This is a genomic window from Bradyrhizobium sp. Pha-3 (genome assembly GCF_042258325.1).
Taxonomy (GTDB): Bacteria; Pseudomonadota; Alphaproteobacteria; order Rhizobiales; family Xanthobacteraceae; genus Bradyrhizobium; species Bradyrhizobium elkanii.
In genome coordinates this window covers 7,322,972-7,340,208 of record NZ_CP170151.1, presented here as the reverse complement: position 1 = coordinate 7,340,208, position 17,237 = coordinate 7,322,972, and the positions used below count along the sequence as shown (strand labels likewise).

15 protein-coding genes and 2 pseudogenes are annotated in these 17,237 nt (G+C 60.7%); 12 read left to right on the top strand and 5 right to left on the bottom strand.

All coding sequences use genetic code 11. The features are described from left to right. Window positions 1-78 precede the first annotated feature (78 nt). The 7 genes from sfnG (at window position 79) to ACE10X_RS34980 (ending at window position 7,483) form a co-directional block, all read left to right on the top strand. Window positions 79-1,179 carry a dimethylsulfone monooxygenase SfnG gene (gene sfnG, locus ACE10X_RS35010; protein ID WP_016840953.1) on the top strand — a complete coding sequence of 367 codons (1,101 nt, stop codon included), beginning with the start codon at window positions 79-81 and terminating at the stop codon, window positions 1,177-1,179. Between the two features lie 22 nt (window positions 1,180-1,201). Continuing rightward, complete coding sequence (locus ACE10X_RS35005; protein ID WP_018273352.1) at window positions 1,202-2,119, top strand: ABC transporter ATP-binding protein; 918 nt, start codon at window positions 1,202-1,204, stop codon at window positions 2,117-2,119. Next, window positions 2,119-3,009 (top strand): branched-chain amino acid ABC transporter permease, encoded by an 891-nt coding sequence (locus ACE10X_RS35000; RefSeq protein ID WP_375763444.1) that lies wholly within the window; start codon window positions 2,119-2,121, stop codon window positions 3,007-3,009. Before ACE10X_RS35005 ends, ACE10X_RS35000 begins: the two co-directional genes overlap by 1 nt. A 3-nt stretch (window positions 3,010-3,012) precedes the next feature. Next, on the top strand, window positions 3,013-4,083 hold the full coding sequence (locus tag ACE10X_RS34995) for a branched-chain amino acid ABC transporter permease (protein ID WP_016848255.1): 1,071 nt from the start codon (window positions 3,013-3,015) through the stop codon (window positions 4,081-4,083). 2 nt (window positions 4,084-4,085) lie between these two features. Further along, a complete protein-coding gene (locus ACE10X_RS34990; RefSeq protein ID WP_035632474.1) occupies window positions 4,086-5,414 on the top strand; it encodes an ABC transporter substrate-binding protein in 1,329 nt (442 codons plus the stop codon). A 61-nt stretch (window positions 5,415-5,475) separates the two neighbouring features. Further along, on the top strand, window positions 5,476-6,261 hold the full coding sequence (locus ACE10X_RS34985) for an ABC transporter ATP-binding protein (RefSeq protein ID WP_016848253.1): 786 nt from the start codon (window positions 5,476-5,478) through the stop codon (window positions 6,259-6,261). A gap of 25 nt (window positions 6,262-6,286) precedes the next feature. Further along, a complete protein-coding gene (locus tag ACE10X_RS34980; RefSeq protein WP_016848252.1) occupies window positions 6,287-7,483 on the top strand; it encodes an acyl-CoA dehydrogenase family protein in 1,197 nt (398 codons plus the stop codon). Between the two features lie 83 nt (window positions 7,484-7,566). Here ACE10X_RS34980 and ACE10X_RS34975 read toward each other — a convergent pair whose 3' ends face one another. The 5 genes and pseudogenes from ACE10X_RS34975 to ACE10X_RS34955 form a co-directional block, all read right to left on the bottom strand. Next, window positions 7,567-8,850: a type II toxin-antitoxin system HipA family toxin gene (locus tag ACE10X_RS34975; RefSeq protein WP_016848251.1), complete on the bottom strand. Its 1,284-nt coding sequence runs from the start codon at window positions 8,848-8,850 to the stop codon at window positions 7,567-7,569. Continuing rightward, on the bottom strand, window positions 8,847-9,134 hold the full coding sequence (locus tag ACE10X_RS34970; RefSeq protein ID WP_016848250.1) for a helix-turn-helix domain-containing protein: 288 nt from the start codon (window positions 9,132-9,134) through the stop codon (window positions 8,847-8,849). The genes ACE10X_RS34975 and ACE10X_RS34970 overlap by 4 nt, the downstream gene beginning before the upstream one ends. Window positions 9,135-10,306: 1,172 nt before the next feature. Beyond that, window positions 10,307-10,495, bottom strand: a complete 189-nt coding sequence (locus tag ACE10X_RS34965) for a hypothetical protein (protein ID WP_016848248.1) — start codon at window positions 10,493-10,495, stop codon at window positions 10,307-10,309. A 703-nt stretch (window positions 10,496-11,198) separates the two neighbouring features. Then, window positions 11,199-11,614, bottom strand: a pseudogene (locus ACE10X_RS34960) (IS5 family transposase); the annotation flags it as partial. 67 nt (window positions 11,615-11,681) lie between these two features. Beyond that, complete coding sequence (locus ACE10X_RS34955) at window positions 11,682-12,155, bottom strand: MarR family winged helix-turn-helix transcriptional regulator (RefSeq protein ID WP_016848245.1); 474 nt, start codon at window positions 12,153-12,155, stop codon at window positions 11,682-11,684. 85 nt (window positions 12,156-12,240) lie between these two features. Between ACE10X_RS34955 and ACE10X_RS34950 the strand changes: the two genes are divergently transcribed. The 5 genes and pseudogenes from ACE10X_RS34950 (at window position 12,241) to ACE10X_RS34930 (ending at window position 17,233) form a co-directional block, all read left to right on the top strand. Continuing rightward, complete coding sequence (locus ACE10X_RS34950; RefSeq protein WP_016848244.1) at window positions 12,241-12,621, top strand: antibiotic biosynthesis monooxygenase; 381 nt, start codon at window positions 12,241-12,243, stop codon at window positions 12,619-12,621. Window positions 12,622-12,651: 30 nt separating this feature from the next. Beyond that, on the top strand, window positions 12,652-13,098 hold the full coding sequence (locus ACE10X_RS34945) for a hypothetical protein (RefSeq protein WP_016848243.1): 447 nt from the start codon (window positions 12,652-12,654) through the stop codon (window positions 13,096-13,098). Between the two features lie 119 nt (window positions 13,099-13,217). Next, complete coding sequence (locus tag ACE10X_RS34940; RefSeq protein WP_018273349.1) at window positions 13,218-15,881, top strand: PAS domain S-box protein; 2,664 nt, start codon at window positions 13,218-13,220, stop codon at window positions 15,879-15,881. Beyond that, window positions 15,878-16,557, top strand: a pseudogene (locus tag ACE10X_RS34935) (response regulator transcription factor). The gene ACE10X_RS34940 and the pseudogene ACE10X_RS34935 overlap by 4 nt, the downstream one beginning before the upstream one ends. 400 nt (window positions 16,558-16,957) lie before the next feature. Next, window positions 16,958-17,233 (top strand): hypothetical protein, encoded by a 276-nt coding sequence (locus ACE10X_RS34930; RefSeq protein ID WP_375763443.1) that lies wholly within the window; start codon window positions 16,958-16,960, stop codon window positions 17,231-17,233. Window positions 17,234-17,237 lie beyond the last annotated feature (4 nt).

The window sequence follows — 17,237 nt, the reverse complement described above, 5'->3', positions numbered from 1 at the left end:
CCCGCTGACCAGCCGCAGCGTGAATGCATCGTGCTGCTTGCGTCACACTGCAAATCCAAACTTCAGAAGGACATTCCTATGACCGCGAACCATGATCAGATCAAATTCGCCTATTGGGTGCCGAACGTTTCCGGCGGCCTCGTGATCAGCAAGCTCGAGCAGCGAACCGGCTGGGATATCGATTACAATCGCCGACTGGCGCAGATCGCGGAACAGGCGGGGTTCGACTATGCCCTGAGCCAGATCCGCTTCACGGCCGGCTATGGCGCCGAGTTCCAGCACGAGCCGGTCGCCTTCAGCCACGCGCTGCTCGCGGCGACCACGAAGCTGAAGGTGATCGCGGCGCTGCTGCCCGGGCCTTGGAATCCGGCGGTTGCCGCCAAGCAGATTGCCACCATCAGCCAGCTCACCGAGGGCCGCGTTGCGGTTAATATCGTCTCTGGATGGTTCCGTGGCGAGTTCACCGCGATCGGCGAACCTTGGCTCGATCACGACGAACGCTACCGGCGCTCGGAAGAGTTCATCCGGTCGCTGCGCGGGATCTGGACCCAGGACAGCTTCACCTTCCGCGGCGATTTCTATCGCTTCAGCGACTACACGCTGAAGCCGAAGCCGGCCCAGCCGCTGCCCGAGATCTTCCAGGGCGGCAGCTCACGCGCGGCGCGCGACATGGCCGCGCGGGTGTCGGACTGGTACTTCACTAACGGCAATTCGGTCGATGAGATCAAGAAGCAGGTCGATGACATCAGGGCCAAGGCAAGGGCCAACAACCATTCGGTCAGGATCGGCGTCAATGCGTTCGCGATCGCGCGCGACAGCGAGGTTGAGGCGCGCAGCGTCCTCAACGAGATCATCGCCAAGGCCGATCCGGAGGCCGTCAACGCCTTCGGTCACGAGGTTAAGAACGCCGGCAAAGCCTCACCGGAAGGTCAGGGCAATTGGGCCAAATCGAGCTTCGAGGATCTCGTCCAGTATAATGACGGCTTCAAGACCAACCTGATAGGCACGCCCGAGCAGATCGCCGAGCGCATCATCGCGCTCAAGAAGATCGGGGTCGACCTGGTGCTGCTCGGCTTCCTCCATTTCCAGGAAGAGGTCGAGTATTTCGGCCGCCGCGTCATTCCGCTGGTGCGTGCACTGGAAGCGGACGCGGCGCGGCACGTCCAGGCCGCCGAGTGATTCGGGAAACATTGGCGTGACCATGATCGCAGCAAGCGCGGGTGTGCTTCCATTGGATGGCGCCCTTGTCGAGCCGGCTCTCTCTGCGCCCTTGTCCGCGCGCGCGGACGTCGCGGACCGTGCGCTCGTGAAACGAGGCAGTGGCGAGATCCAGCCGGTGCTCGCGCTTGCTGACATCTCGCTCTCGTTCGGCGGCGTCGCCGCACTGCGCGACATCGATCTCGAGGTCGCACAAGGCGAGATCCGCGCGGTGATCGGCCCCAACGGTGCCGGCAAGAGCTCGCTGCTCAATGTCATCAGCGGGCTCTACCGGCCGGACCGGGGCCGGGTCTGGCTCGGCGAGCATTCCTTCGGCCATGTACCTACGGCGCGGCTGGCGCAGCATGGTGTGGCGCGGACGTTCCAGAATCTCGCTGTGTTCAAGGGCCTCTCGGTGCGCGACAACGTCCTGATGGGAGTGGCGCACCGGGTCCGCGCCGGCTTTCTGCGCCAGATCGCCGGCTCGCCTCTGGCACGGCGGATCGAAGCGGAGAACCGCGCCGCCGCAGAAGACGTCATCGGCTTCCTGCACCTTCGCGAGGTGTGCGACCGCGCCGCCGGAACCTTGCCCTATGGTTTGCAGAAGTGCGTCGAGTTGGCGCGTGCGCCGGTGGCGCGGCCGTCGCTTTTGCTGCTCGACGAGCCCTTTGCGGGCGTCACGCTCGGCGAGAAGCACGAATTGGCCGCGCATGTCCGCAACGCCCGCGACAGCTATGGCGCCACCATCGTCCTAATCGAGCATGACATCGGTGTGGTGATGGGGCTGTCCGATCGCGTCGCGGTGCTCGACTATGGCCGCAAAATCGCCGACGGCACGCCGGACCAGGTGCGGTCCGACCAGGCGGTGGTCGATGCCTATCTCGGCGTCGCGCATGCGGACGAAACGGAGCTCGCACTTTGATGTTTGACTATCAATTCCTCATCGAAGTGCTGGTGGGCGGCCTGCTGTCGGGCGTGATGTATTCGCTGGTCGCGATCGGCTTCGTGGTGATTTACAAGACTTCGGGGGTGCTCAACTTCGCGCAGGGCGCGATGCTGCTGTTCGCGGCGCTGACCTTCGTCAGTCTGGTCGAGCGCGGCGTCGCGCTTCCGCTTGCGCTGCTGGCGACACTCGCGATCATGGTCGCGCTCGGTGTCGCGGTCGAGCGCACGGTGTTGCGGCCGCTGGTCAACCAGCCGCCGATCACCTTGTTCATGGCGACGCTGGGGCTGTCCTATGTGATCGAAGGCGCGGCGCAGCTGTTGTGGGGCACCCAAGTCCACGGCCTCGACATCGGCATCAGCGACGTGCCGCTCGATATCGTCGGCGTCTTCATCAGCCGGTTCGATCTGTTCGCGGCGGCGGTGGCGGGCAGCCTGGTTGCGCTGTTCGCGCTGTTCTTCCGCACCACGCGGACAGGGCTGTCGTTCCGCGCCGTCGCCGACGATCCGTTTGCAGCACTTGCGGTCGGCCTTCGCCTGCCGCGGGTGTGGGCCATCGTGCGGACGGTCGCCGGCATCGTTGCGCTGGTCGCCGGATTGCTGTGGGGCGCGCGGCTCGGCGTGCAGTTCTCGCTGTCGCTGGTGGTGCTCAAGGCGCTGCCGGTGCTCGTGCTCGGCGGCTTCGATTCGATCGCCGGCGCCATCGTCGGGGGCCTCCTAATCGGCGCGATCGAGAAGCTCGCCGAGGTCTATGTCGGCCCGTTGGTCGGCGGCGGCATCGAGGCTTGGGCGGGCTATGTCGTCGCGCTGGTATTCCTATTGGTGCGGCCCTCGGGACTGTTCGGGCAGAAGCTGGTCGAGAGGGTCTAGCACATGGACGCAACCTCGAACCCGCGCCAGACCCTCCCCGTCATCGACCGCATCCTGATCGGCATCGGCGCAGTGATTACGTTCGGCGTGATCCCGCTCGCCGGTTCGGATTATTTGATGGACGCGGTTCTGACGCCGTTCCTCGCGCTGGCGCTCGCCGCGGTCGGGCTCAACGTCCTCACCGGCTATGCCGGGCAGGTGTCGCTCGGCTCGGCCGCGTTCCTCGCGGTCGGCGCCTATGCCGCCTACAATCTGCATCTCCGTTTGCCCGAGTTGCCGCTGCTGCTCGACCTGGTGCTGGCCGGCCTCGTCGCGGCCGCGATCGGCATCGTGTTCGGGCTGCCGAGCCTGCGGCTGCGCGGGTTCTATCTCGCGGTCTCGACGCTCGCGGCGCAGTTCTTCGTACAATGGGCGCTGACCAAGTTCGGCTGGTTCTCCAACGACAATCCGTCCGGCGTGATCGATGCGCCAGCGCTGACCATCGCCGGCTATTCCTTCACCAGCGCGGCGGGCCGCTACCTGTTCTCGCTGGCCGTCGTGACGGTGGCGACGATCCTGACCTTGCTGCTGCTGCAATCGCAGACCGGCCGCAACTTCATCGCGGTCCGCGATCACGAGATCGCGGCAAAGGTGATCGGTGTGCCGCTGCTACGGACCAAGCTGCTGGCGTTCGGCGTATCCTCGTTCCTGATCGGGGTCGCTGGGGTGCTGTGGGCCTTTGCCTACCTGCGCACAGTCGAGCCGGCCGGCTTCAATCTCGATCGCTCGTTCCAGATCCTCTTCATCATCATCATCGGTGGATTGGCATCGCTGCGCGGCGCGTTCCTCGGCGCGGCCTTCATCGTGGTGTTTCCGCTGATCCTGTCGCGGCTCGGCGCGGCTCTGCTCGGTGGCGTGTTCGACTCCGGCGTGCTGGAGATGAGCCAGCGCATCGTGATCGGTGCGCTGATCATCGCCTTTTTGATCGCGGAGCCGCGCGGATTGATCGCGCTGTGGGACCGGTTTCGCGCGGCGTCGGCCGCGTGGACCGGCCTCCGCAAGACGTTTCCTGCAACTGACACATCAAGGAGCTGACGATGAGGTTTCGACACTTGAAATTCGCGCTGGGGGTAGTGGGCGTCCTTGCATTTGCTGGAGCACCGGCGGTCCACGCCGACGAGCAGTTCTTTCCGCTGCAAAGCTATCGGGTTGGCCCCTATGCCGCCGGCGGCACCGGCTTCTTCGGCGGCTTCATCGACTATCTGAACCTAATCAATATCCGCGACGGCGGCGTCAACGGCGTAAAACTGACCTGGGACGAGGGCGAGACCCAGTACGAGGTCGAGCGCGGCGTCGAAGTCTATGAGCGGTTGAAGAACCGGCTCGGCGTCGCTGCCTGGAATCCGCTGTCGGTCGGCATCGCCTACGCCATGATCGACCGCATCACCAAGGACAAGGTGCCGCTGATCACCGTCAACCATGGCCGGACCGATTCGACCGACGGTCGCGTCTTTCCCTACGTCTTCCCGCTGCTGCTCAATCCTTACAGCGAGACCTCGGGTATCGTGAACTACATCGCGAGCCGCGAAGGCGGCGTCGACAGGCTCAAGGACAAGAAAATCGTCGTGCTCTATCACGGCTCGCCCTACGGCAAGGAGACGATCCCGATCTACAAGCTCCTCGCGGACAAGTATCATTTCAGCGTCGAGCAGATCGAGGTGCCGCATCCCGGCAACGAGCAGCAGTCGCAGTGGCTCTCGATCCGGCGCGCCAAGCCCGACTATGTGGTGCTGCGCGGCTGGGGCGTGATGAATCCGGTGGCGCTGAAGACCGCGCAGAAGGTCGGCTTCCCGGCCGACCACATCATCGGTAATGTCTGGTCCAATTCCGAGGAAGACGTGATCCCAGCGGGCGACGCAGCCAAAGGCTATATCGCGATCACCACGCAAGCCTCCGGTGCCGAATATCCGGTGCTGCAAGAGGTGATCAAGACCGTCTATGGCGCAGGGAAGGGCAATCTCGACGACAAGAAGCGGATCGGCAGCGTCTACCACAACCTCGGCATCGTGAACGGCATCCTCAACGTCGAGGCGATCAGGATCGCGCAGGCCAAGTTCGGCGAGCGCACGCTGACCGGCGACGAGGTGCGCTGGGGCTTTGAGCATCTGCAACTGAATCCGGCGCGGGTCGAGGCGCTCGGCGCCAAGGGGCTGTTCCATTCGATCAACGTCACTTGGGACAATCACGAGGGCGACGGCCGCGTCACCTTCCAGCAGTGGGATGGCGCGAAGTGGAAGGTGGTGTCGGACTGGATCGCGCCGGACTGGGCGTCCCTGCGGCCGATCATCGAGAAGTCCGCGGCCGCCTATGCCCAGGAGCATGGCATCACGCCCCGCACCTCCGGCGACGATCCGGTCAGCCAGTAATCGATCGCGCCGCTGCGGGAGCCTTGTGCCTCCCGCAGCCGGTAACTCGACGGATCGAACCATGAGTGAAGTCCTGCTCTCAGTCGACGGCCTGGCCGCGACCTACAATCACGCCATCGGCGCCGTCAGCGACGTGTCGCTCGTGGTGCGGCCGGGCGAAATTGTCGCCGTGCTCGGCGCCAACGGCGCCGGCAAATCGACCACCTTGCAGGCAGTGTCGGCGCTGCTGCCCGCCCGTCGCGGCCAGATCACTGCGGGCTGCATCCTGTTCGAGGGCCACGATCTTGCCGGCATATCGGCCGCCGCGCTAGTGCGGGCCGGCATCGTGCCGGTGCTCGAAGGGCGGCACTGTTTTGCGTCGCTGACGGTCGAGGAGAACCTCTTCACCGGCGCGATCGGGCGCGATGCGACCCGCGCCGAGACCGCAGATGATCTCGACCGCGTCTACACGCTGTTTCCGCGGCTGAAGGAGCGGCGCCGTTCGCTGGCCGGGCTGACCTCCGGCGGCGAGCAGCAGATGACAGCGATCGGCCGCGCCCTGATGTCGCGGCCGCGGCTGCTGGTGCTCGATGAGCCGTCGATGGGGCTGGCGCCGCTCGTCGTGGAGGGGATTCTTCGCGCGCTCAAACAGCTCAATGCCGAGCAGGGTCTGTCGATCCTGGTCGCGGAGCAGAACTCGACGGTGGCGCTACGCTTCGCCGACCACGCTGTCGTGCTCGAGAACGGCCGCAGCGTGCTCGCGGGTGCCGCCGCCGAGCTGCGGCGGCGCGGCGACATCAAGACGCTCTATCTCGGCGGATCGTCACAAGTCGATCCGAGCCGGCAGCCGACCCAGGCTGTCGCTTGACATCAACCCGGACAGGAGAACGACCATGGCCCAAGAAAATCTCGCCCGAAAGATCGACGACGACGTCTATGCAAGACTCGACGCCGCGATCGACGCCACCGTGAAGGTGAACGCCGATCGCAACGACAAGGAGAGCCGGTTTCCGCGCGAGAATCTGCGCGCGCTGTCGGAGGCCGGATGGACCGGCGTGCTGAACGAGGTGCAGCATGGCGGGCTCGGTCTCGCTCACGTCGACTTCGCCGAAGCCGCGTATCGCATCGGGCAAGCCGATGCCTCGACCGGCCTCGTCTATGTGATGCATGTCGGCGCGGCCCAAACTATCAATCTGTTCGGCAGCGCCGACCAGAAGGAGCGCTGGCTCAAATCCAACAATGGTGGTCTGCTCGGCACCTATTCGACCAGCGAGCGCGCCACCGGCGGGCACTGGTGGTACAATCTCTCGGAAGCCTCGCGCGACGGCGAGGATTATCTCGTCAATGCCGAGAAGTCGTTCACGACCAGCTCGGGTCAGGCCGACTACTATGTGGTACAGACGCGCACGCCCGGCGCAAAGGACCAGGCCGATATCGTGTTCTTCATCGTCGACGGCAAGGCCCAAGGGATCGAATCACGGCCTTGGGATGCGCTCGGCGTGCGGGCCAATCATTCAGGTCCGATCCGCTACAGCAATGTGCGGGTGCCACAGCGCGACCGGCTCGGCACCGAGGGGCAGGGCAAGGAGATCATCTATGACGGCGTGTCGCCGGTTTATCTGATCGGGCTCGGCGCGGTCTGGGAAGGCGTGGCGCGCGGAGCGCTGAACGCGGCGGTGGCGCACACCACGAGCTTCGTGCACAAGGATCGGAATAAGAGCCTATCGGATTACCAGGCGATCCGGCAGGAGCTCGGCGCCGCCAAGGTGCTGGTCGAGACCTTGCGGCCGTGGCGCAACGAGCTCGCAGCGCGACTCGACGTGCTGTGGCGCGCCGGCAGGCCGCAGAGCGAGATCCTGATTCCGCTGACCGAATTCAAGGTGCACGCCGCCGAGGTCGCCAACAAGGTCGCGGCCACCGCGCTGACCGTGACCGGGGGCTATGGCTACCATCGCGGTCCGATCGAGCGCTCCTATCGAGACGCGCGCGCCGCGATCGCGATGGGCCCATCCAATGTGATCGCACGCGACTGGATCGGCAAGGCGCTGGTCGGCTTGCCGTTGGAACTGTTCTACGAGGGCGGAGAGTAAAGCCTCGCGGCCTGCACTCCACAGGCTCGGAAATACCGTTCCCTACCGTCGCTAGTCGACCGCGAACCGTGAGTTGTGCAAGCTTAGAGGCCTTTCAGAAGGCGTTGGCAGTCTTTGGTTCGCTCGATCAGCTTTGCGGCAAGGCGCTGGATAACGGCGTTATCTAGCCCTTCCGCTTGCGCGGTAGCGCACACGCCGCTTACGCTGTCCGGAAGCAGATCGGCCAAGGAGTTCAGTCCCGCAATGACTTTTTCCGCATCGAAACGGATTTCGCGGGCGAATTTCCGCCATTCACGCGCACCTATTTGACCAAGCTTGTATTCCCCACCAATCTTCATCGCGAGCTTCATCTTTTGCAGATCAACATCGTCGTAGGGAAGGATGCTGGCGATATCGTAGAGTGGCGCAAGCCGCACCGTTGGGCCGTTGGCTAGCAGTAATGAGTAGTTCTTGGCGTGCGCATCGGTCCCCCCGATGAGCCAATTGAAGCCGAGAGCATCGATGAACGTATCGATATCATCAACGCTCTCGGTGGAATGGGTACGTAAGAGTTCGATAATATCCGTGGCGGACGGGCCGCCTTCGCTTTGATATTTCCTGGTTGGCATGATGCCGCGTGCCTGGCACACGTCCTCTTGATGGACGCGAATGACGTGATTGCCACTGAACTGCCGATCGTAGCGTTCGACGACAATGGCGACCTCATTCTCAAACCGCATGACCTTTGTTTCGGCGACAGGCAAGCCGAGATTACGCGCGAGATTGAGGCAGATATGTTCGTTCTCGGCATGGCCGTCGAAATAGCCGGTCGGCGGCTTCAGGATATGCGTTGTCGGAATGCGTCCGGACGGTATACCCCATTGTCCTCTTTGCAGAAGCAGTGCGGTTTTCGGCTGTGCACCGGCGAGGCTGAATTGCCCCGTATCACGCGGCAGCCGCCACGCGGCATGATCTTCTCTCAATGCTTGCAGACGTTTTGCGACGGCTGCTTCGTCAAGCCACTCAACCTTGTCGTCCGTACCGCTTTGCAATTTCTCCAAACGATCGGGCGTGACGAATTGAATGGCGCCGGCGCAGTCTTCGCCGACATGAGAAATCAGGGCAAACACATTGCGGGCCGAGACCTGAAACTTCTTCGCCCAACGATCGAGAACGCGCTCATTGTCCGGGAGCAGTCCCCATAGAAAGGCCTGAACAGCGGCGGGGCCGTGTTCCTCGGCCGCGAGTGGCATGGAGAGCGAAATGGGGTATGCGTCCCTCGTTTGCCGCCAATCGCTGTCATAGACAAAGGTGAGACGGCCACGAGCGTCGTTGTGCACGCGGCCGACTTCCCTGCCGTCCAGAAGCGCGATGAGTTCGTTGGTCATGGCCTGCTCTTTTTGGCTTTTGACACGATTGCGTTGATATCAACGACTGGCTTTTCTAAACCGCGGCCATGGGGTTGTTCGCTGCCTGCGTCTAGACGGATGCCGAGTGCGTCAAGAGCGCGGAGCACTAGGCCGAGTTCAGCGCGCGCGTGGCCGCGCTCAACCTCAATAACCCACTGACGGCTGACGCCAATGCGCTTGGCGAGGCTCGACTGGTCGAGCTTGAGGCGTTTGCGTGTGCCTCGAATGATGGCCCCGAGATCGGCCGACGTGCGTATGAGCATGGCAATTCAGAATGTTGACGTTCGCTTACATTACCATATGTCACCGTTCGGCGACAACTGAAAATGTCAGCGAACGTCGACTTTTGAAAATGTCATCGTTCGGTAACACGCGCAGGTTTGTGCCTAGACTAGAAAAATATAATCAGATCAATTAATTATCCTTATGAATCGAGCTCCGGAAAAATCTTTTTAACGGCTCCTTGATAGCCTGGGACGAGCGAGAATTGGCCTGTCGAGGAGATAGCGATGCCTGTCGCCATATATGAAAGATCTGGGTCCGAAAGGATTTTCGGCCGAAGGTTAGAGGTCCCGAGGGCGCAGCCGATGGCTACGAAAAAGTCTCACGCCAAAGCAGGCAAGTTAAACCGTTCCGACCTCGTCGAAGATGCCAGATATCCATATTTGGTGGGGCACGACAAAGATGCACCGCAAGTACATCGGTATGTAATCAAAGCCTCGTAGGAGCTCTACGCCGTCCTCCAAAGCGCACCGGACGATCAGACGGCGACATTCCGTTCGCTCATTGGCGCGCGCCTACTCCGACTACAGCAACGTGCTCGATCGCCGCAGCGTCTCCTACAGAACCAACGTCAGCAGCCGCTGTGGTCGGGATCGATCCCGAGTGATTGAAAGACTCCCGACTAAAGGCTGTCGAGACCAGAGCCGACGAATTCTGCTGCTACCAGGAAATCGCCATTGGCCCAAGCTGCCAATTGAGTATGCGCCGCGCAATAGAAGGCGCGCGACGTGATCTTAAAAAATCGGCATTGGGGCGATTCTCTAGGCGAAGGCCTCGTGCAGGAAGAGCGTATCTCTTCCGCTCCGTGTCCGGGAGCACCACGATCATGTTGTCTGGCAGTCCCAAGGCGGTGGCCTGCCGATACGTCTAACGTGCAGTGGTGTCGTTCTCGAATACGGCTACGAGGCCAACGGTGCCCGCGCTGCCGCAAATGCCTTTAGGAATTTCACAAGATAGGCAGCGCCGCCATCCACGCTCAGTTTGGCATGGATAAAGAACGAGAAGTAATCTTTTCGCTTGGAAATAGCGCCGTGAGCGAGCGTTGTAATATCCGAATGTCCGTGCTGCCCTCGGCAAGAATGACCGTTGTTGCCAGCCGACGGGGATCAAGGGGAGCGGAAGCTCTCTTGTCAGCGCAAATGCTGGCGCCCGACTAGATCCAACCGCCGCCGATCAGCGCCGTGATGACGTGCCGCACGTCAGCGCAGGCATCCAACAAAGCCCGAAGGCTCATCAAGGATCCATAGCCGTCGAACCAAAGCCGGCCTTCGCCGTCGCGATCACGCATCCGGCGATCGATCTCGTCCGTCGCCTCCTCGCGCGTGTAGAGGGTCGCCAGCACTTCGGGTGCCCGCGCCGATACCAATCCTCGACAAAGAATGAGCGCAGTGCCGCGGCCGTCTCCTCTGCCCAATCGCCATCGGCGCAGTATTCGTCCCAGTCTCGCGCGTCGCTGCGAGCTAAGCCTCCAGCCGTTCACGCGCCGTACTGGCCGTGGCAGCCCAAGAGATCCAAACGCGACAAGACCGCTCTGGGCGCCTTGTAGACGACGTTGGAACTTTCCGCCTCTTCATCGACCGACGGCCTGATGGCTCGGTCGCTTTCCTAGAAGAGCGCAGAAATGATCGGGAACGACGGACTTTGCGCCATAGACCTCGGTCCGATCGAAATAGATTTTGCAGTAACTTCCTATCCACCGCTCCTACAGGCCAATGTCCAGCATGGTGGTGCGATCGGTGAACGGTCGGCGGCCCTTTGAACTCCGCCGTGTCGACCTCCCAACCGCACATCGACTTACAATCCATTCTAGCCGATCAGCCACCGCACTGTGACGGCAACGACGTTCCAGCCGAGAGCCATGCAGCCCTGACAACCACGCGACTGGTGCCTGTCGGGCGGGGATGGTCCCCGCCTAAGAACAGGAGCCGGATAGATGTCTCAAAGCCTTGCCTTCGCCAATGCATAGAACCTCGCCCACCCTCATGGTCTGCGTCGTTATCTTCCGCACCGGCAGGGGCGGATACGGCGTCATGCCGGCCACCGAATACGACGGCAGGCGTCAGTGGCAGCCGTACGGGGAGGCCATTGCCATCTACAAGCGCACGAATCTTGCTGGTCTGCCGTAACCGTCCTATCGATTGCCTCTGGTTCTTGGCGATGCACGCTCCGTGCTGATGAACGGGGACAATAGAAGTGTCGATCATCTGGACCGCCGCATCGTGAGCAGCGGCGAGTGTATCTATGATTCGGCTCCAGAGACCGGCCCACGCCAGCGAACAAAGCGGTTATAGCAGGTAGTGTAAGGACCAAAATGATCCGGCAAATCGCGCCAAGGTGCCCCAGATCGCACGACGCAGAAGATGAGGACGCGTCAGTCGTTTACCCGAGGAACTCCACGCGTCTTGTTTGGTAGCATAGACTTGATAAGTGCCCATTCGTAGTCCCTTAGGTCATGGCGCAATGATTCGAAGCCCCAGTTTGGGAAGTTGAATCACGGGCGCCGGGCCGAGCACAATGCTTTTGCCATGTCAGGCCAACTTGTCCTCACGGCCGCCCTCAAGCTTATCTCGCAAGGCCGTGATCACGCGATGGACAATCCTTATATCCTTGACCGACAGCCCTTCTGAAAGATCGTTGATCCAGGGAGCCTGCAATTCCATTGCGGCTTCGAAGGCGCGCTGTCCATTCGCAGTGAGCACGACGAGCTGCGCCCGTCGGTGATGCGGGTTGACCTCAAAAGATACGAGGCCCTCCCTGTGTAGATCATTGATAATCCGCTGCACGTTTTGACGATTGCCGCCGAGGTCGCGTGCGAGCCAAGCGACCGGTTGGGGACGTTCGGCGGACACAATGGCGCCAAGCACCTGCCAGCGTGCGCTTGTTAGGCCAAGCGGCGCGACCAGACGGTCGCCGGCCGTCAGAAGTAGGCTGTCGAGCCTGAAGAGATCGAGAACAAGGTCGGTCAGGGCGTCACCCTCGGGGGTTCGCTTGGCTCTTTTCATTTGTCACCATTGTTTTATATTGACATTATAATGTCAATCTGTCATGTAGGCATAATACCAATTAGGTATCGCATGCTAAATAGCAATGGAGCCACTCATGTCGCTGCTACGCGCACTCGACCCTTCCTTCCCGATCGACCGCCAGATCGCTATTGAGGCAAATTCGGTCGTCCTGGTGAACCCATTCACTCTCGACAAAGCCGATGAGGCGGCTTTTCTCAAAACCTGGCAGGACGACGCAGCGTTCATGAAGCGACAGCCGGGCTTCATTTCCACTCAGCTGCACAGAGCTCTCGGCGACAGCTCGACCTATCTGAACTACGCCGTCTGGGAATCCACCGCACACTTCCGCGCGGCCTTCACCCATCCTGACTTTCTAGCAAAAATAGCCAGCTATCCGGCCTCCGCGATAGCTTCCCCTCATCTGTTCCAGAAAGTTGCCGTGCGCGGCATCTGCGTTGCCTAGCCCTGCTGTTTTTAGGAAGGGAAGATACTCATGATCAAGTTGATCCATCCTATCGCTGGTGCCTTGGCTATCGCAACGATCGGCACATTTTGGCTATCGACGGTACTCAGCGAGCTGTTCGCGTCCCATGCCACAGTTGCCGCGGTTAAGAGCACCATACCGTGGGGCTTCTTGTTGCTGATTCCGGCGCTCGCTGCCACCGGCGGTACAGGTGTCATCTTGGCAATGGGGCGCCGGGCCGGACCGATCGGGGCCAAATTCAAGCGCATGCCATTCATTGCAGGAAACGGCATCCTGATTCTTATTCCGTCTGCGCTCTTCCTTGCGTCGAAGGCTCAGGCGGCAGAATTCGATGCCATGTTCTATGCTGTGCAGGCGATCGAGCTCATCGCGGGCGCAACAAACATTACACTTCTTGCTCTCAACGGGCGGGACGGTCTCAAAATGAAGGGATGGTTGCGCCGCAAACCCGCTTAATCACCTGAACCGGAACTGCGCGGACAACCGACCTGACGCCCGGTATTGTCCCGGCTTTATGAGTACGCGCCCTAAAATCTTATAGCTCTCCCGCCGGAGAATAGGCCGGACGTATCACAATGCGTAGCCAAATCAGCAGTTTAGAACGTTCAGCCCTTCAGTTTACCTCCGGCAGCATAACGCTCGCCGTGGTAACACTAGCCTGCTTGTACCTTCAGGCGCATTTCGCCGCGACGGCGTTCGCCTATTTGTTAGTGGTCTTGCTGTTTTCGCTGATGGGCAGCTTCGTCGCGTCGTCCGCGCTTTGCATCGTAGCCATTGCTGCTCTCGCTTATTACTTTGCGCCGCCGGCGTTCAGCCTGCGAATCGATGCCCCCCGAGATCTGCCCGTGGTTGTTGCATTCTTTATTGCCTCGATTGTGGGAGCGCACTTGATCGGTACGCTCCGTCAGGAAAGAGAGGCTGCGCGTGTGATTGCGGCCAAGCTTCAGCGGAGTGCGGCCGATTTGGAGGATCGCGAAAAGCGGTGGCGCGCCATCTTCGAGCACAATCCAGCCATGTACTTCATGGTCGATGAAGCCGGCACTGTCCTCGACGTCAATACATTCGGCGCGACACAACTCGGCTATGCTCGTGCTGAACTGATCGGTCAGTCCGTGCTGGAGGTATTTCTCGAGGAGGATCGCGCGTGCGTTCGGACGTGCCTGAAGGACGTCGGACAAACGCGCACTTGGGACGTCCAGAAGGTCAGGAAGGACGGCTCGGTCTTGTGGGTACGTGAAAGCGCCAAAGCTATGCTCTGGGCGGATAAGCAGCCCATTGTCCTTATCGCCTGCGAAGATATCACGGAGCGAAGGCGGACCGAACTTGCCCTGCAGCGGAGCGAAGCACATTTGGCCCAGGCGCAGGAGTTGAGTCACACAGGCAGCTTCAGCTGGAACCCCACTACGGGCGAAGCCTTCTGGTCACAGGAGACATTTCGGATTTTCCAATTAGATCGCCAGACAGTGCCGCTGGGGCCGCAGCTCGTCGTTGAGCGCACTCATCCAGATGATAGGGCTTCGGTTCAAGAAATTATTGATCGCGCGATGCGAGACCCGAGCGATTTCGAGCACGAATACCGGCTTCTGCTACCGGACGGCTCGGTAAAGCACATCCATGCGCAGGCGCGAGCGACGAGAACAGCCTCTGGTGAGATCGAGTTTGTTGGGGCAGCTACGGATATTACGGCGGCTAGGCGAGCAGAACAACAGCTGCGCCGCAACGAGGCTTATCTAGCCGAAGCTCAGCATCTCAGTCACACGGGCAGCTGGTCCTGGGACGTCTACGGTCTAGATTTCGTGTATCGCTCCGCCGAGGTCGATCGTCTGTTTGGCTTTCGCCCACAAGAGCCGGTATCGATCGAGACCATCCGATCGCGCATCCATCCGGACGACTTGCCACGGCTGGAGGAGGTGCAGCGCCAGGCGATTGAGCACAAGGAGGGGCGGTTCGAATATGATTTTCGTATCCTTCTACCAGATGGCGGGATACGACGCATACACTCCGTTGCGCACGTGGTGGTCGGCAGCGATGGTAAAGTCAGCGAGCTGATCGGAACACATATGGATGTCACCGGGCAACACGCAGCTAGGGAACGCCTGGAAAACACACTTGCCGCGCTGCGCGAAAGCGAACAGCGCTTTCGCGACTACGCCGAAACAGCTTCCGATTGGCTCTGGGAAACTGGGCCGGATCTTCAGGTCACTCGCTTATCCGAGCACACCAGCGCTGCGGGACTTTTGGCGACAGGATTGATCGGCCTGCTTCGCTGTGACCTTGCGTGCGACGTCGAAGAGGAGCCCGAGAAGCGGCGGCAGCATCGGGCGACATTGGAGGCCCATCTTCCGTTTCGGGATCTCGTCTACCGCACCGTGAATCGGACAGGTTCTCCGATCTACGTCCGCACGAGTGGCAAGCCTTTTTTCGATGGAAAGGGGAACTTTCTCGGCTATCGGGGCGTCAGCACTGACATCACCGCGACCATTCGCGCCGATCAAGCCGAACAAGAACTACGAAAGGCACAAGCGGAGCTTGCGCATGTAACGCGTGTAACGACCTTAGGAGAGCTAACAACTTCCATCGCCCATGAAGTAAACCAGCCACTCGCCGCTATTATCAGCAACGCCGATGCGTGCCTCGGTTGGATGGGGCGGGAAGCTCCTAATCTTTCCGCTGCGCGCTCTTCGGTGGAATGGATCATCGAAGACGCAATCCGGGCAAGCGAGGTGATCCGTCGTATTCGCGCGCTCGCGAAGAAAGGCGACATTGAGATGGTGCCGCTCAACATCAATGAGCTCGTTAAGGAGGTCATTGCGCTGGTAACACGAGAGCTGGTGAGCCACCGAGTGACGTTACGCACCGAGTTGACGGCAGGGTTGCCTACGATCCTCGGCGACCGGATTCAGCTACAACAGGTGATCATCAACCTAGTGATGAACGGAATCGAAGCCATGGACGCAGTTACCGACCGGACGCGCGAACTGCTGATTCAATCATCAAAGGACGATCTGGGGCACATCCAGCTTGCAGTGACCGATTGCGGCGTCGGCATCGCCGAGATCGACGCGGACCGCGTCTTGGATCCTTTCTTCACCACTAAATCGAGTGGCCTTGGAATGGGTCTTTCGATCTGCCGGTCGATCGTGGAAGCTCATGGCGGACGGCTGTCAATGGTCCACAAAAATGGACCGGGCGCGACCTTCCAGTTTGCCCTACCGCTGCATAAGGAGGCCGTCTCGTGACAGGACGATTTGACTCGCCGGGTGAAGTCAGCAATGCCGAGTCCTCGACAAAGGCGGTTGTCTTCATCATCGAGGATGACATCTCCATGCGTCGCTCGCTTACGAACCTTTTTCAATCGGTAGGGTTAGGCGTCTTGCATTCGGATCGGTGCGCGAAATGCTGCAGAGCACAATTCCGGACGTTATTAGCTGTCTAGTTCTCGATGTCCGGCTTCCGAGCTTGAGCGGCCTTGACTACCAGACCGAGCTAGCGAGGTTGAACATACATATTACGATCATTTCATTACCGGCCATGGCGACATTCCCATGACCGTCAGGGCCATGAAGGAAGGAGCGGTCGATTTTCTCAGCAAACCGTTTCGCGATCAGGAACTGCTTGATGCCGTGGTTGCAGCGACCGAACGCGATCGCAAAAGACGAGAGGCTCAGCAGATCGTCGCGAACCTCCAGTCTCGATTTGAGAGCTCAAGCCCCGCGCGAGCAGGGGGTGATGAAACTGGTCGCTACCGGCATGATGAACAAGGCAGCCGCCGAGCTTGGGCTCGCCGAGATTACGGTCAAGATCTACCGGGGACACGTAATGAGGAAGATGCGTGCACGGTCGCTGGCCGACTTGATCAGAATGACTGGGACGTTGGGAATTCGCGCCAATCGTCCTGAACAAACCGAAGTATGATTTTACAATTTCATCAGTCGAGCCCATTTTCGCCGAAGGCGGCTAATGCTTGCAGCCGCTATTCCTCCTTCAGGAGGCTCGTCTTACCCATGCCTGTGATTTCCGTTGTTGACAACCACGCCCCAGTCCGTGCGGCGGCAGAGAATCTTTTGAAATCGCGTGGCTACATCGCCGCGACATCTCCCTCCCTCTCTCCCGACCGACCCTGAGGAAGCGCTCGCCGGTGTCGTAGCTTTGCGCCGACTGGCGGACAGGATCGAACGCCAAGCCGTCCGCTCGGCCCTACGCCAAGGTTTGTCGTGGTCGACGATCGCCCAAGCTTTAGGGATCACCAAACAGGCCGCCGACAAACGACTTTCAGACGTGGCGACACGCAACAGCTCTATGTAAGAGGATTGTCATGTTCAAAGGCATCGGATCGAAGCTCAACGACATGGGCACCATTAAGTTTCTTTGCGAGAGGGCGGAAACTTACGCCTTGCAGGATCAGCAGCGGGAGCCTGGGGCCGAACACTTCTTGCTGGCCTCACTCGATCTTCCGGACGGCACCTGGGCGGGGGGTATAGCGCGACGATCTGGGTCGGAAGAGCGCGGCGATCAGGATGGCGAGTCAGTGTCGCGGCGCGATGATGATCGCCGCGATGATTGTCGCGCGCAAGAGTTTTGTTTGCTTTGATTGT

Bases quoted from the DNA above. Each gene is read 5' to 3' on its own strand.
- sfnG (WP_016840953.1), top strand. From the start codon at position 79: ATGACCGCGAACCATGATCAGATCAAATTCGCCTATTGGGTGCCGAAC.
- ACE10X_RS35005 (WP_018273352.1), top strand. From the start codon at position 1,202: ATGATCGCAGCAAGCGCGGGTGTGCTTCCATTGGATGGCGCCCTTGTC.
- ACE10X_RS35000 (WP_375763444.1), top strand. From the start codon at position 2,119: ATGTTTGACTATCAATTCCTCATCGAAGTGCTGGTGGGCGGCCTGCTG.
- ACE10X_RS34995 (WP_016848255.1), top strand. From the start codon at position 3,013: ATGGACGCAACCTCGAACCCGCGCCAGACCCTCCCCGTCATCGACCGC.
- ACE10X_RS34990 (WP_035632474.1), top strand. From the start codon at position 4,086: ATGAGGTTTCGACACTTGAAATTCGCGCTGGGGGTAGTGGGCGTCCTT.
- ACE10X_RS34985 (WP_016848253.1), top strand. From the start codon at position 5,476: ATGAGTGAAGTCCTGCTCTCAGTCGACGGCCTGGCCGCGACCTACAAT.
- ACE10X_RS34980 (WP_016848252.1), top strand. From the start codon at position 6,287: ATGGCCCAAGAAAATCTCGCCCGAAAGATCGACGACGACGTCTATGCA.
- ACE10X_RS34975 (WP_016848251.1), bottom strand. From the start codon at position 8,850: ATGACCAACGAACTCATCGCGCTTCTGGACGGCAGGGAAGTCGGCCGC.
- ACE10X_RS34970 (WP_016848250.1), bottom strand. From the start codon at position 9,134: ATGCTCATACGCACGTCGGCCGATCTCGGGGCCATCATTCGAGGCACA.
- ACE10X_RS34955 (WP_016848245.1), bottom strand. From the start codon at position 12,155: ATGAAAAGAGCCAAGCGAACCCCCGAGGGTGACGCCCTGACCGACCTT.
- ACE10X_RS34950 (WP_016848244.1), top strand. From the start codon at position 12,241: ATGGAGCCACTCATGTCGCTGCTACGCGCACTCGACCCTTCCTTCCCG.
- ACE10X_RS34945 (WP_016848243.1), top strand. From the start codon at position 12,652: ATGATCAAGTTGATCCATCCTATCGCTGGTGCCTTGGCTATCGCAACG.
- ACE10X_RS34940 (WP_018273349.1), top strand. From the start codon at position 13,218: ATGCGTAGCCAAATCAGCAGTTTAGAACGTTCAGCCCTTCAGTTTACC.
- ACE10X_RS34930 (WP_375763443.1), top strand. From the start codon at position 16,958: ATGTTCAAAGGCATCGGATCGAAGCTCAACGACATGGGCACCATTAAG.